General features: G+C 65.9%; 12 protein-coding genes. 5 read left to right on the forward strand and 7 right to left on the reverse strand.

The window, feature by feature from the left end; genetic code table 11:
* Window positions 1-150: 150 nt before the first annotated feature.
* Window positions 151-2,856, reverse strand: a complete 2,706-nt coding sequence (gene pepN / locus FOB47_RS14610; RefSeq protein ID WP_174781404.1) for an aminopeptidase N — start codon at window positions 2,854-2,856, stop codon at window positions 151-153.
* Between the two features lie 333 nt (window positions 2,857-3,189).
* On the opposite strand from pepN, the gene FOB47_RS14615 reads away from it, so the two are divergent.
* The 3 genes from FOB47_RS14615 to FOB47_RS14625 all read left to right on the forward strand — a co-directional run bounded on the left by FOB47_RS14615 (window position 3,190) and on the right by FOB47_RS14625 (window position 6,647).
* Window positions 3,190-3,810 (forward strand): DUF4136 domain-containing protein, encoded by a 621-nt coding sequence (locus FOB47_RS14615; protein ID WP_053821400.1) that lies wholly within the window; start codon window positions 3,190-3,192, stop codon window positions 3,808-3,810.
* 313 nt (window positions 3,811-4,123) lie between these two features.
* Window positions 4,124-6,445, forward strand: coding sequence for an NADP-dependent malic enzyme (locus FOB47_RS14620; RefSeq protein ID WP_174781405.1), 2,322 nt, complete (start codon window positions 4,124-4,126; stop codon window positions 6,443-6,445).
* 19 nt (window positions 6,446-6,464) lie between these two features.
* Window positions 6,465-6,647, forward strand: a complete 183-nt coding sequence (locus FOB47_RS14625; protein ID WP_174781406.1) for a hypothetical protein — start codon at window positions 6,465-6,467, stop codon at window positions 6,645-6,647.
* 19 nt (window positions 6,648-6,666) lie between these two features.
* Here FOB47_RS14625 and FOB47_RS14630 read toward each other — a convergent pair whose 3' ends face one another.
* From FOB47_RS14630 to FOB47_RS14655, 6 genes are all read right to left on the reverse strand, one after another.
* The gene (locus FOB47_RS14630; protein ID WP_006576013.1) at window positions 6,667-6,912 is read right to left on the reverse strand and encodes a hypothetical protein; all 246 of its coding nucleotides are present in this window, start codon (window positions 6,910-6,912) and stop codon (window positions 6,667-6,669) included.
* Window positions 6,913-7,196: 284 nt separating this feature from the next.
* Window positions 7,197-8,261, reverse strand: a complete 1,065-nt coding sequence (locus FOB47_RS14635; protein ID WP_174781407.1) for a porin — start codon at window positions 8,259-8,261, stop codon at window positions 7,197-7,199.
* A 230-nt stretch (window positions 8,262-8,491) separates the two neighbouring features.
* On the reverse strand, window positions 8,492-8,974 hold the full coding sequence (gene uraD, locus FOB47_RS14640; protein ID WP_053823034.1) for a 2-oxo-4-hydroxy-4-carboxy-5-ureidoimidazoline decarboxylase: 483 nt from the start codon (window positions 8,972-8,974) through the stop codon (window positions 8,492-8,494).
* A 79-nt stretch (window positions 8,975-9,053) separates the two neighbouring features.
* Window positions 9,054-10,004, reverse strand: coding sequence for an allantoinase PuuE (gene puuE / locus FOB47_RS14645; protein ID WP_174781408.1), 951 nt, complete (start codon window positions 10,002-10,004; stop codon window positions 9,054-9,056).
* A 111-nt stretch (window positions 10,005-10,115) separates the two neighbouring features.
* Window positions 10,116-11,522, reverse strand: coding sequence for a nucleobase:cation symporter-2 family protein (locus FOB47_RS14650; RefSeq protein WP_053821403.1), 1,407 nt, complete (start codon window positions 11,520-11,522; stop codon window positions 10,116-10,118).
* Between the two features lie 179 nt (window positions 11,523-11,701).
* Window positions 11,702-12,442, reverse strand: coding sequence for a GntR family transcriptional regulator (locus FOB47_RS14655; protein ID WP_006576976.1), 741 nt, complete (start codon window positions 12,440-12,442; stop codon window positions 11,702-11,704).
* 293 nt (window positions 12,443-12,735) lie between these two features.
* On the opposite strand from FOB47_RS14655, the gene uraH reads away from it, so the two are divergent.
* Together uraH and FOB47_RS14665 are read left to right on the forward strand one after the other, a co-directional pair.
* A complete protein-coding gene (gene uraH / locus FOB47_RS14660) occupies window positions 12,736-13,089 on the forward strand; it encodes a hydroxyisourate hydrolase (protein ID WP_053821404.1) in 354 nt (117 codons plus the stop codon).
* A 31-nt stretch (window positions 13,090-13,120) separates the two neighbouring features.
* Entirely contained in the window at window positions 13,121-14,329 is a 1,209-nt protein-coding gene (locus tag FOB47_RS14665; protein WP_174781409.1) for a urate hydroxylase PuuD, read from the forward strand.
* The last annotated feature ends 264 nt before the right edge of the window (window positions 14,330-14,593 follow it).

Raw genomic sequence — 14,593 nt, forward strand, 5'->3', positions numbered from 1 at the left:
GCGGGCGGCCCACCGATGCCGGCGGGCCTTGCCGCGATCGCCGGTTCGCTATCGCACCTGACCGGCACCCGCCCGGGGCACGCAGCCAGGCCGTCAACCGCGTCCCTACCGTGCCTCAATCGCGCCTCAATCGCGCCCAAGCGGGCCGCATCACGCCGACAGCGCCTTGCCGACGATCTCGCGCACGTCGCGCGACAGCTTGTCGGCCGCCGCCACGCGCTCGAGCGCTGCGCGCATCCTGTCGCGCAGCGGCAGCGCGTATTTCTGCCAGCGGTCGAGCGCGCGCGCCAGCCGCGCCGCCACCTGCGGATTGATCGCGTCGAGCGCCAGCACCTGTTCGGCCCAGAATTCGTAGCCCGAGCCGTCCTCGGCATGGAATTGCGCGGGGTTGCCCGAGCAGAAGCTGAAGATCAGCGCACGCGCGCGGTTGGGGTTGCGCAGCGTGAAGGCCGGATGCTGCATCAGCGCCCGCACCGTGTCGATCGTGCGCTTGCCCGCATGCGGGCCGACTTCGCCGCGCTGCATGCCCTGCAGCGAGAACCATTTGTCGACCACCAGCGGATCGTGCTCGAAGCGCTGGTAGAAATCGGCCAGCGCGGCCTCGCGGCCCGGCGCGAAGCTGTTGACCAGTGCGGTCAGCGCGGCGAAGCGGTCGGTCATGTTGTCGGCCTGCTGATACTGCTCACCGGCCAGCGCATACATCGCATCGTCGCCGACCTCGACCAGATAGCCGAGCGCCAGATTGCGCAGCGCGCGCTTGCCCGCCGATTCCGGGTCGGGCCGATACGGGCCGGTGGTCGCGTTGCTCTCGTAGGCGCCCAGCCAGTCGCTCTGCAGCGTGCGGGCAAGGCCCGCGCGCAGGAACTGCCGGGCGCGATGGATCGCCGCCGGATCGGCCACGCCCATGCGCTCGGCCAGATAGGCCTCGGCCGGCAGCATCAGCGCCTGCTCCCGGAAGGCCGGGCTCAGCGAGGTGTCGGTCAGCACCGAGCGGAACGCGCCGATCAGCGCATGGTCCAGCTCGAGCTCGCGCCCGGCCTGCACGTCGGCGACCAGCTTCAGCAGCGCCCGCGTCGCCAGCCGCTGGCCGGCTTCCCAGCGGTTGAACGGATCGCTGTCGTGCGCCAGCAGGAAGGTCAGCTCGTCGTCGCTGTAGTCGACATCGACGATCACCGGCGCGGAGAAGTTGCGCAGCAGCGAGGGAAGCGGTGGGCGCGGGCCCTTGGGCAGGTTGACGAAGCGGAAGGTCTGCCGCGCTTCGGTGAAGTTCAGCACGCGGGTCGTTCCGCCCGCGGCGGATTCGCCATCGAGCTGCAGCGGCAGGTCCTTGCCGTCGGCGCCGATCAGCCCCAGCGCGAACGGGATATGGAAGGGCAGTTTCTCCGGCGTGCCGGGCAGGGTTTCGATGCCGACCTTCGGGCATTGCTGCGTCAGCGTCAGCGTCAGCTGGCCCTGGCTGGCGTCCCATTCGGTATGCACGCCGACCACCGGGGTCCCGGCCTGGCTGTACCAGCGTCCGAACTGGGTCAGATCGCGGCCGTTGGCGTCGGCCATCGCGGCAAGGAAGTCGTCGCAGGTCACGGCCTGGCCGTCGTGCCGCTGGAAATACAGGTCCATGCCCTTGCGGAAGCCCTCGCGGCCCAGCAGGGTCTGGTACATGCGCACGACCTCGGCACCTTTCTCGTACACCGTCACGGTGTAGAAGTTGTTGATCTCCTCGTAGCTGTCGGGCCGCACCGGATGCGCCATCGGTCCGGCATCCTCGGGGAACTGCACCTGCCGCAGCACGCGCACGTCCTCGATGCGCTTGACCGCGCGCGCCGAGCCGTCGTCCGCGCCTTGCTGGGCCATCATGTCGGCGGAGAATTCCTGGTCACGGAACACCGTCAGCCCTTCCTTCAGCGACAGCTGGAACCAGTCGCGGCAGGTCACGCGGTTGCCGGTCCAGTTGTGGAAGTACTCGTGGCCGACCACCGCTTCGATATTGAAGAAGTCCGTGTCGGTCGCGGTGGCCGCATTGGCCAGCACGTACTTGGTGTTGAAGATGTTCAGGCCCTTGTTCTCCATCGCGCCCATGTTGAAGTCGCCGACGGCGACGATCATGAAGCGGTCCAGATCGAGCTCGAGGCCAAAGCGCTGCTCGTCCCAGCGGATCGCGTGAATCAGCGAATCCATCGCGTGCTGCGTCTTGTCCAGGTCCTGCGGTTCGACCCAGACCTGCAGCAGTTTCTCCTTGCCCCAGCCGGTGGTGATGCGCTGCTCGATGCATTGCAGCTTGCCGGCGACGATCGCGAACAGATAGGAGGGCTTGGGGAACGGGTCTTCCCACACGGCCTCGTGGCGGCCGCCGTCCAGTTGCTGTTCGCCGATCAGATTGCCGTTGGACAGCAGCACCGGATAGGCGGCCTTGTCCGCGCGCAGCGTGACGCGGTAGGTCGCCATCACGTCGGGGCGGTCGAGGAAATAGGTGATGCGGCGAAAGCCCTCGGCCTCGCACTGCGTGAAGAAGTTGCCGTTGGAGACGTACAGTCCCGACAGCGTGGTATTGGCTTCCGGCTGGCAGGCGCTGACGATCTGCAGCGTGCCATGCTCGGGCAGCCCGTTCAGCGTCAGGCTGCCCTCGTCGACGTCATAGTCGCCGAACGGCTGGCCGTCGAGGCCGACGCTCAGCAGCTCGAGCGCTTCGCCGGCCAGCACCAGCGGCGCGCCGGCCTGGCGGCGAGCAAAGCGCAGCGTGCTGGTCACCACGGTGCGCCGCGGATCCAGTTCGAACACCAGGTCGACGTGTTCGATGGCGAAGGCGGGCGGGGTATAGTCCTTGCGGTGGACGGTGACGGGGGTATCGGTGCGGAGCATGGATGGTCCTGTCCTGGAAGGCGATGAGTCGGGCGCGCCGGGCGCCGGGTAATCCATTGTAGCCAAGCACGGCATGGCCGCATGGCGTCAAGGGAATTCCGGCGCACGCGGCCGGTCTGATGCAACGAGAGGGCGGCCCGCCGACCGCCCCGCGCCAATCACCGGCGCCCGGTCCGGTGAAGCCCTGTCGGCGAGACCATGAACAGAAGGAAGAACATCATGTGGCAATGGCGAAAGGCCTGTGCACGGGTGGGCCAATGGCTGAGCACCGTGAGCCGTCGCGGCGAAACAGTGGGGCGGACCGCCGGCCGGTCCGGATGGGCCGGGGCCGCGATGCTCGGCGCCTTGCTGCTGTCCGGCTGCGCCAGCACCGTGACCACCGACGTGACGGCGTTCCGGCAGCCCGGCTGGCAGAACGATCCGCCCCGCACCTACGCGTTCGAGGCGGAGAAGGGGCAGGGCCAGCAGGAGCAGCAGGCCCAACTGGACCGTGCCACCTATCAGAACTGGATTGCCGACGCGCTGGCCGGCCACGGCTTCACGCAGGTGCCGCGGTCGCAGGCACGCTACCTGGTCAGCTTCGATTTCGATTCGGATCCGCGCCTGGTGCGCGTGCACGAGACCTACTATCCCGATCCGTGGTATCCGTGGGGGCCGTACTGGGGGCCTTACGGCTACTACCGTCCGTGGGGGCCGTGGGGCTGGGGCCCGGGCTACTGGCCGCCGCAGACGGTGATCCGCGACGTGCCGGCCACGCTGGCGAGCCTGCGCGTCTTTATCCGCGAGGCCGCCGGCAACAAGCGGGTCTACCAGGTCACCGCGCAGAACCTCAGCGAAGGCAGCACGATGCCCGGGCTGATGCCCTATCTGGTGCGCAGCGCCTTCGCGGAATTTCCGATGGAAAGCGGCCGGCCGCGGCGCGTGACGCTGGAGGTCGACAAGAACGCGAGGTAGCGCGAAACGACCGGTTCCGGTGCATCGACATGGACGCCGGCATGCATCCGTCAAAGGTTGCATGCCGGCGTCTTGTATTACCGGTGGATCGTCCAGAGCCCATGCGCGCCCCCTCTGCGCCATTGACGCTATTCCGGTAAAAGCTCTTTAACCGCAAAATCCCCGTATTGGCGGCCTGCCAGGGCGCCATCGACGCGACTCGCGCTCTGCTGCTGGGCTAGAATAGCTGCTCGATTTTTTCGGCCCTGGCTGTCCGACCGGCATCGACCGGCCTCGCACGGCGCCATGTTGGGCCTCTTTCCGGACGAGCGACATGAGCAGCAAGACCAGCGGTGACGCACCGCAACACGCCCCCAACAGTCCTGAAGCGCAATTGCGCCTCGCCGCGCTGGAATATCACCGCAGCCCCACCAAGGGCAAGATCCAGGTGACCGCGACCAAGGCGCTGTCGAATCAGCGCGATCTGTCGCTGGCCTATTCGCCGGGCGTGGCCTATGCGTGCGAGGAGATCGCCAAGGACCCGGCCATGGCGGCCGAGTACACCTCGCGCGGCAACCTGGTGGCGGTGGTCACCAACGGCACCGCGGTGCTGGGCCTGGGCGACATCGGCCCGCTGGCCGGCAAGCCGGTGATGGAAGGCAAGGGCTGCCTGTTCAAGAAGTTCGCCGGCATCGACGTGTTCGACATCGAACTCGATGCGCGCGACCCGGACCAGATCGTCGAGATCGTGGCCGCGCTCGAGCCCACGCTGGGCGGCGTCAACCTCGAGGACATCAAGGCGCCCGAGTGCTTCTACATCGAGAAGAAGCTGCGCGAGCGGATGAACATTCCGGTCTTCCATGACGACCAGCACGGCACCGCGATCATCTCGGCGGCGGCGCTGCTCAATGGCCTGAAGGTGGTCGGCAAGGACATCGCCAACGTCAAGATGGCGGTGTCGGGCGCGGGCGCGGCGGCGATCGCCTGCCTCGACACGATGGTAAGCCTCGGCGTCAAGCGCGAGAACATCTACGTGGTCGATTCGAAGGGCGTGATCTTCGTCGGCCGCGACGCCAACATGGAGGCCAACAAGGCGCGCTACGCGCAGGACACCTCGGCCCGCACGCTGGCCGATATCGTCAAGGGCGCCGACGTGTTCCTCGGCTGCTCGACCGCCGGCGTGCTGACCGCCGAGATGGTCAAGACGATGGCCGACAAGCCGATCATCCTGGCGCTGGCCAATCCCGAGCCGGAGATCCGTCCGGAAGTGGCCAAGGCCGCGCGCCCCGACTGCATCATCGCGACCGGCCGTTCGGACTATCCGAACCAGGTCAATAACGTCCTTTGCTTCCCGTACATCTTCCGCGGCGCGCTCGATTGCGGCGCGACCAAGATCACCGAGGAAATGAAGCTGGCCTGCGTCAAGGCGATCGCCGAGCTGGCCGAGGCGGAGACCAACGACGCGGTGGCCGCTGCCTATGCCGGCAAGGAACTGAAGTTCGGTCCCGACTACATCATCCCGACGCCGTTCGACCAGCGCCTGATCGAGAAGATCGCGCCGGCCGTCGCGCGCGCGGCGATGGAATCGGGCGTGGCCACGCGTCCGATCCAGGACCTCGAGGCCTATCGCCAGCAGCTGACGCAATACGTCTACCACACCGGCCTGATCATGAAGCCGGTGTTCTCGGCCGCCAAGGCCGCGCCCAAGCGCGTCGCCTATGCCGAGGGCGAGGAAGAGCGCGTGCTGCGCGCGGTGCAGACCGTCGTCGACGAAGGGCTGGCCCGCCCGATCCTGATCGGCCGTCCGCACGTGATCCAGATGCGCATCGACAAGGCCGGCCTGCGGCTGAAGCCGGGCGTCGATTTCGAACTGGTGAACCCCGAGGACGATCCGCGCTATCGCGCCTATCACGAGGCCTATCACGCGCTGCGCGGACGCGATGGCGTGACGCCCGACATGGCCAAGGTCGCGCTGCGCCGCTCCAATACGCTGATCGGCACGATGCTGATGCATATGGGCGATGCCGATGCGCTGCTGTGCGGCACGGTGGGCCGCTTCGAGGCGCACCTCGAGCATGTGCGCGACGTGATCGGCCTGAAGCCCGGCGCCAAGGTGCTGGCGGCGATGAATGCGCTGATGCTGGAGAAGTACACGCTGTTCATCACCGACACCTTCGTCAACGAGGATCCGACGGCCGACGAGCTGGCCGCGATCACGCAACTGGCGGCCGAGGAAATCCGCCGCTTCGGCCTGACGCCGAAGGTCGCGCTGCTGTCGCACTCGATGTTCGGCTCGTCCAATCGTGCTTCGGCGCGCAAGATGCGCGCGGCGCAGCAGATCCTGAGCCAGATCGCGCCCGAGCTCGAAGTCGAGGGCGAGATGCAGGGCGACGCGGCGCTGGTCGAGGACGTGCGCCGTCATTTCCTGCCGGGCACCAAGCTGGCCGGCTCGGCCAATCTGCTGGTGATGCCGACGCTGGATGCGGCCAATATCGCGTTCAATCTGCTGAAGATCACCGGCGGCCAGGGCGTGACGGTGGGCCCGATCCTGCTGGGCGCGGCCAAGCCGGTGCACATCCTGAATCCGCAGGCGACCACTCGCCGGATCGTCAATATGACGGCGGTAGCGGTGGCGGAGTCGGGCGCGCTGCGCTGATCCGACGCACGGTCGGCCGGTGGTCGATCCAAACAAAAAGCCGGGCTGCGTGCCCGGCTTTTTTCGTTGCGACATTCGGTCGCGTGTTGCAATCGTCGATTTGGTGCCTGTCGTATTGGTGATCGCCGATTTGGTGCTGGATATTCTGGTACTCGATATTTCGGTGCCGCGGTGCTTTGTTGCGGAGCAGCGTAATCGCTGAAGTCGCGCTGAAGGCCGCGCTATTGCAAGACGTTGTACTGCTGGCGCATGTCGACGATGATCGACTTCGCCGCGCGCAGTTGCATCGATACGCTGTCTTCGGCCGCACGGGGAAAGTCCACCTCGGCGCTCCAATTGCACCCCGTGTGGTCCGGCTGGTGCACGCGTACCGCATGCAATTCGCACTCGCCGCATTCCGGATTGTTATCGAGGCACTGGTTGAGGATAGCCATCAACTCCGACCGGGTCTTTGCGTATCGCCGCATGAGTCACCTCTCTCGTTTGGCTAATCGTGGTCTGGACGTTCAATGTAGGCATTCGTCCTGGGCCGTGCCAATTGAATGAGCCTATGAGGTGAAGTCGTTCATTCCCGCCGCGGGAGCAGGGGAACGGTGCTGCGATGCAGCGGGGAAGGGGGAAATGATGCGATGCTGCGGCATTGCGCCGCAGCGAGAGAGGCGCTGCTGCCCTCGCCCCCACTCCTCTCCCGCGGGCGGAAGGGGGTTGGGGAGAGGGCGCCTTCGGGCTTCAGGCCCGGAAGGCAATCCAATCAGAACTTGTGCCGAACGCCCACACCGAACGAATCGCCGTGCTCGGCGCCGGTGATCTTGTCGTAGAAGTAGGCGGCATACACGTCGGTGCGCTTCGACAGGTTGTAGTCGTAGGCGATCGCGAAGGTATTGCGCTTGAAGTCGTCGACATTGTTCTCGGCCTTCCCATAGCCATACGAAGCGAGCAGGCTGCCGGCGCCGATGGGCACCGAGGCGCCGATCTGGCCGCTGGTGTGCTTGATGTCACCGGTGGCATTGTTCACGTCGCTCTTGATGTACTGGCCCTGGGCGAACAACTTGACCACCTTGAAGTCGTACGACAGGCCGGCCAGCACCGCGTTCTGCTTGTCGAAGCCGGCCAGCGTGGCCGGCGAGGTCACGTCGCCCGGCACGTTGTTGAACTTGACCTGCTGGAAGGCGACGGTCGCGGCGAGCGGGCCGTTGAAGTACATCAGGTTGCCGCCCCACTTGTTGCGGCCGGTCGAGCCCGCCTGTTCGCCGAACGAATAGATCAGGTTGGCGGTCAGGCCGCCGAAGGTCGGCGTCGAATAGACCAGCGAGTTGCTCCAGCCCGAATCGCCGATGATGCCCGGATCGAACACCGTGCCATTGGTCGCGGTGAAATAGGTGTGGAAGATCGCCGGCGAGAATACGTACGAATCGACCAGCGGATTGAACAGGATGGTCGAGATGAAATACGGCGTGGTGTTGCGGCCGAGCTTCAGCGTACCGGCGCGGTCGCTCTGCAGCCCGACATAGGCATTGCGGCTGAACATCGCATCGCCGTCGAAGCGGCCGGTGCGGCCGTTATCAGTGCGATAGAAACCGTTCAGGTCGAAGATCGCCTTGAGGCCGTTGCCCAGATCCTCGGCGCCCTTGATCCCCCAGTACGACGTTTGCATGCCACCCGAATTGGCGACCCAGGCGCGCTCGCCGGTGCCCGGGTTCTTGACCGCGCCGACGAACATGTCGACCTGGCCGTAGAGCGTGACGCTCGATTGCGCCATGGCCGCGCCGCTGAAAAGGGCCGCGGCCAGTGCCGCCAACTTGAACTGCTTCTGCATGAAAGACCTCCGTGGTTTGATCCTGTTGGAACGTTGTGTACTGGGTCCCTGACGGGTTCTCTTTTTGGTGCGCCGCCGGCATCGGTGGCAAGGGTGCCGGCGGCGGACGGCGCTGGCTTCGGGCGCCGTTCATCATGTCATCGGGCAGGGCGCCGGCGGTGACATGCCGAGGCCTTGCCCGATGCGCGGTCTGGCTCCATGCATGGGTTCCATGCGAGGGGAATTTCGACTCAGCCGGATACTAAGTCGTCGAGACGGAACTGGGCAATGCGATGGATCTGATTGATGCATGTTTGCAACTCATCGGCCGGCGAATTCTCGATGCGTCTTGCGAACTCGTCGATGATGCCGGCGCGATCGTAGCCGCGTACGGCGAGAATGAACGGGAAGCCGAATTTCTCGTTGTAGCGCGCATTCAATGCCTGCAGCCGTTCGAACTGCTCGGGCGTGCATTGATTGAGCCCGGCGCCGCTCTGTTCGCGCGTCGATTCTTCGGTCAGCTCGCCGCGCACCGCGGCCTTGCCGGCCAGCTCCGGGTGGGCGCGCACCAGCTTGAGCTGGGCCGCTTCGCCGGCCTGGTCGACGGCCGCGCGCATCGCCGCCGCCAGCGCCTGGCGGTCGGCGAAGGGCCGCTGCTCGGCGGCGCTGGCGGCAACCCAGGGCGAGTGTTCATAGATGCCGCCGAGGGCCTGCACGAATTCGGCGGACGGCATCGCGTTCAGTTGGGAGAGGGTGTAGGTCACGTCGGGACTCGGCTGTGTTCGATGGAGGCGTGGCGCCTGGGATGGTGGATTACCGCGGCGCCTTCGCGGCGTACGGATGCGTCTCGATCCAGTGCCGGGCGATATCGATGCGGCGTGCGATCCAGACCTTGTCGTGCGACTGCACGTAGTCCAGAAAACGCTGCAGCGCGCGGAAGCGGCCCGGGCGTCCGAGCAGCCGGCAATGCATGCCGATCGACAGCATCTTCGGCTGGTTCAGCCCCTGCGGGTCGCCCTCGGCGTACAGCACGTCGAAGGCGTCCTTCAGGTACTGGAAGAACTGCTCGCCGGTGTTGAAGCCCTGCGGCGTGGCAAAGCGCATGTCGTTCGAGTCCAGCGTGTAGGGCACCACCAGATGCGGCCTGGTTTCGCCGTTGCTCGTCCGCACCTCGGTCCAGAACGGCAGGTCGTCGCCGTAGTAGTCCGAGTCGTAGACGAAGCCGCCGTGCTCGACCACCAGGCGCCGCGTGTTGGGGCTGTCGCGGCCGGTGTACCAGCCCAGCGGCGCGCTGCCGGTCAGTTCGCGGATGATCTGCATCGCGATGCGCATGTGCTCGCGCTCGGTGGCCTCGTCGATGTTCTGGTAGTGGATCCAGCGCCAGCCATGGCAGGCGATCTCGTGGCCCAGCTCGACGAAGGCGCGGGTCAGCTCGGGATGGCGCTGCAGCGCCATCGACACGCCGAAGATGGTCAGCGGCAGGCCGCGCTGCTCGAACTCGCGCAGGATGCGCCAGACACCGGCGCGCGAGCCGTATTCGTAGATGCTCTCCATGCTCATGTGGCGGTCGGGGTAGGCCGCCGCGCCGACGATCTCGGAGAGGAACTGCTCGGAGGCCGCGTCGCCGTGCAGCACGCAGTTCTCGCCGCCTTCTTCGTAATTGAGCACGAACTGCAGCGCGATGCGCGCGCCGCCCGGCCATCGGGCGTGCGGCGGCTGGCTGCCGTAACCGATCAGATCGCGTGGATAGTTATGGTTTGTCATCAGGGTCACTCGGGTTGTCAAAACAGGCCGCACGGCATCGACCCGGCCCGCGCCGCCGCCGCGGCGGCAACAACGGCCACGGCGGCGGCGCGGGCAAACGCACGGCTGGCCTTACTCCGTGCCGTGGCTGTTGGCGGCCGCGTTGCGCATCGCTTCGTCGGCCGACTGCATGCCGTTGTAGAACAGGTTCAGCGCCACCGCGACCACGGTGCCCAGCACGATGCCGCTGTGCGTGATCGCATGGGTCCAGCTCGGCAGGTACTGGAAGAACGTCGGCGACAGCGTCGGGATCATGCCGAAGCCGATCGAGATCGCGACGATGAACAGGTTGTGGCGGTTGCGGTTGAAATCGCACGAGCCCAGGATACGGATGCCGGTCGCCGCGACCATGCCGAACATCACGATGCCGGCGCCGCCCAGCACGAACTGCGGCACCGAGGCGACCACGTGCGCCATCTTGGGGAACAGGCCGAAGGCAATCAGGATCAGGCCGCCCGCCGCCGCGACATAGCGCGAGCGCACGCCCGTCACCGTGACCAGGCCGACGTTCTGCGAGAACGAGGTGTACGGGAAGGTATTGAACACGCCGCCGATCACCGTGCCCAGGCCGTCGGCGCGCAGGCCGCGCGTCAGGTCGGCGTTGGACAGCCGTTTGCCGGTGATGTCGGCCAGTGCAAGGAACATGCCGGTCGATTCCACCAGCGTGATCACCATCACGATGCACATCGACAGGATCGCCGAGAAGTGGAAGGTCGGCATGCCGAAATGCAGCGGCGTGATCACGGCGACGTAGCTCGCTTCGTGCAGGCCTTCGAACGACACCTTGCCCATCGCCATCGCGATCAGCGTGCCGGCGATGATGCCCAGCAGCACCGCGCAGTTCGACACCAGGCCGCGGCCGTACTTCGTCAGCAGCAGGATGATGACCAGCACCGCGCCGGCGATGCCCAGATTGGTCAGGTCGCCGTAGGCCAGGTTCGGCACCTCCTTGACGACGCCGTCGATCACCGCCCGCGTCGTCGGCTGGCCGCCGGCGGCCCAGTTGATGCCGACCCGCATCAGCGACACGCCGATCAGCGTGATCACGGTGCCGGTCACCACGGGCGGGAACAGGCCCAGCATCCGGCCCATCATCGGTGCGATCAGGATGCCGAACAGCCCGGACGCAATCACCGCGCCGTAGATGCCGAGCAGCCCGATATTGGGATCGGTGCCGATCGCGATCATCGGCGCCACCGAGGCGAACGTCACGCCCATCATCACCGGCAGCCGGATGCCGAATTTCCAGAAGCCGAATGCCTGGATCAGCGTGGCGATGCCGGCGGCGAACAGGTCGGCGTTGATCAGGAAGGCCAGCTGGTCCTTCGGCAGCTTCAGGGCGCCGCCGACGATCAGCGGCACCGCCACGGTGCCCGCGTACATCACCAATACATGCTGCAGCCCGAGCGCGAGCAGCCGGCCCGAGGGCAGGCGCTCATTGGTCAGGTCCGTGGGGACCGTGGTGCTTGCGCTTGTCATTGTGTTTGTCTCCTCTCCGATGGTTGGACGTTTGCTTGGCGTCCGCATGCCTTCTGGTGCGTCCGGCCCGGTCGTTCGGAACGATCCGGGCCTGGTCCCGCTGCCGGCACCTGCGAGGGTGCGCGTGGCTGGGCGGGCTGCGAAAGCTGGGCGGGGCGCCGGCAGGGTGGAACAGCGTGCTAGGTGGAGCGCCCCAGCACGCTGCGAAGATCGAAGCTGCCCGGGTCGTCGGGCTGTACGCGGTCGGCGCAGGCGCCGAGATGGTGCGCCATGCGCGATTGCGCCAGGGCGGCGTCGCCCTGTTCCAGCGCATCGAGAATGGCCTCGTGTTCGTCGAAGGAGCAGGCGTTGTTGCCCGGCGCCTCGACGCTGGCGATCATCAGCGTGGTGCGCGACACCAGGCGGCGCATCATCGTGACCAGCAGCGCGTTGCCGGACAGCTCGGCCAGCGCGGTATGGAATTCGGCCGACAGGCGGATCCACTTGGGCCGCTCGTTGTTCAGGAAGGCCTGGCGCTCCTGCTGCACCATCTGCCGCACCGGGGCGATCACGCTGCGGACATTGCGCTGCGCCGCGAGCTTTTCCAGCACCGCGCGCTCGAGCATCTGGCGCAGTTCGAACATGTCGTGCGCCTCGTCGGTGGAAGGGCTGGCGATGAAGGCGCCGCGATTGGGCTCGAGGTCCACCATGCCGTCGGCCGCCAGACGGGCCAGCACCTTCCGTACGGTGTGGCGCGCGGTGGCATAGATCTCGCAAAGCGAATGCTCGGTCAGCTTGGTGCGCGGCGGCAGCCGATGCTCCATGATCGCGTCGTAGATCTCGTGATACATGCGCTCCTCGACCGAGCCCTTGCGCGGCTTCGTTTCGTTGGGCGCGGCGCCTTCATCGGCGCCGGCAATCAGCTTGAGAGTCTTGGACATCGTGGCACCCGCTGGTGGAGGATCGGGCCACGCTTCGCTCCGGCGCGCCGATCCAAAAATTGTTGACAATTATTTGGTTGTGCATTCAATATTGTCAACAAAACCGAACCAGGTTTTCGACAACTACGGGTAATCCCGCAGTTGTCATCCGGATTGGTGCGGCGCATTGTCGCCATGCACCAGTTCTGCGCCGGGATGCGTTGAAATGACGTACCGAGCGGGCACCATACCCACAAATGGTGCTAGTGAAGGCAGCGGCGCCTCTCACCACCCACGTGCTAAGGAACCAGACCATGGGACGCTTGACCACCCACGTTCTCGACACCGCCGCAGGCATTCCCGGCCAAGGCCTGTCGATTACCCTTTCCAAAATTGTTGACAATCGCCGCGAAACGCTGAAGACCGTTGTGACCAATCACGACGGCCGTTGCGATCAGCCGCTGCTCGAGGGGGCCGATCTTGCCGTCGGCGTCTACGAGCTCGAATTCGGCGCCGGGGATTATTTCCGCGCGCGCGGCGTGCAGTTGCCCGAACCGGCCTTTCTCGACGTGGTGACGCTGCGTTTCGGCATTGCCGATACGAACGCGCACTACCACGTGCCGCTGCTGGTGTCGCCGTGGTCGTACTCGACCTACCGCGGCAGCTGATTCGCGCGGCGAGGGAAACAGGAGACAAGAGATGGAAGGCTACATTCTCGACTGGGCCAATCTGCTGCTGCGCTGGGCCCATGTGATCACCGCGATCGCGTGGATCGGCTCGTCGTTCTACTTCGTCTGGCTGGACAACAGCCTGCAAAAGCCGGTCGATCCCGACCTGGTGGACAAGGGCGTCGGCGGCGAGCTTTGGGCCGTGCACGGCGGCGGCTTCTACAACCCGCAGAAATACCTGACCGCACCGAAGAAATTGCCGGAGAACCTGCACTGGTTCTATTGGGAGTCGTATTCGACCTGGATGACGGGTTTCGCGCTGCTGGTGGTGCTGTACCTGTTCAACGCCAGCACGTTCCTGATCGACAAGAACGTCTACGACATGTCGCCGGGCGCGGCGGTCGGGCTGGCCATTGCCTATCTGGCGGTGGGCTGGGTCGTCTACGACTGCATCTGCCGCGTGTTCGGCAAGAACGATCGCGTGGTCGGCATTCTTGTCGCGCTGTACGTGGTGCTGGCGGCTTATGTGGCCTGCCACATGTTCTCGGGCCGTGCGGCGTTCCTGCTGACCGGCGCGATGATCGCGACCATCATGAGCGCCAACGTGCTGGTGTGGATCATTCCGGGGCAGCGCAAGACCGTCGCGGCGATGCGCGAAGGCAAGCCGGTCGATCCGATCCACGGCAAGAACGCCAAGCAGCGCAGCGTGCATAACACCTATTTCACGCTGCCGGTGCTGTTCGCGATGCTGTCGAACCACTACAGCATGACCTACGCGCACAAGTACAACTGGGTCGTGCTGGTGCTGATCATGCTGGCCGGCGTGCTGATCCGCCAGTTCTTCATTCTCAAGCACAAGGGCAAGATCAATGTGCTGTGGCCCGCCGCCGGCGTCGCCGCGCTGGGCGTGGTTGCCGTGATGATCGCCCCGCAGCCGCGCCAGCCGGTTGCCGCGCAGCCGGACGGCGCCGCCGCGACCAAGGTCAGCTTCACCAAAGTGCAGGAGATCATGAACGCGCGCTGCGTGCAGTGCCATGCCGAAGCGCCGAAGATGATGCCGACCGCGGCCAAGGGCATCAAGCTCGAAACGCCGGACGAGATCAAGGCGCACGCCCAGCTGATCTATCAGCAGGCCGTGCAGCAGAAGGCGATGCCGCTGGGCAACGTCACGCAGATCACGGACGACGAGCGCGCGCTGCTGGGCCAGTGGTTCGAGGCCGGCGCCAGCACGACGCAATAACCTACCGATCGGTGATCGACGGTCCGGTGGCCGCGCAGTCGGCGACCGCAGTACCGGGCCGGCGAGGGTTTGAACGGGGCGAAAGCCCCGTTTTTTTGTGGCTTCGTATTGGTTTGTCGCGTTCGCAGGCGGCGTCTCAACGGACGCCGGCTTCGCCTGGCGGCGGCTCCCACGGATTGACGATCGCAATACCGCAATCGACGAAGTCCCTGGGTTTGCGCGTGGCGACGATCGCGCTTGCGCCGTTGCGACCGCACGTGACAG

Origin of the sequence: Cupriavidus gilardii (assembly GCF_013347325.1) — a bacterium.
In the GTDB taxonomy this organism is placed as follows: Bacteria; Pseudomonadota; Gammaproteobacteria; order Burkholderiales; family Burkholderiaceae; genus Cupriavidus; species Cupriavidus gilardii.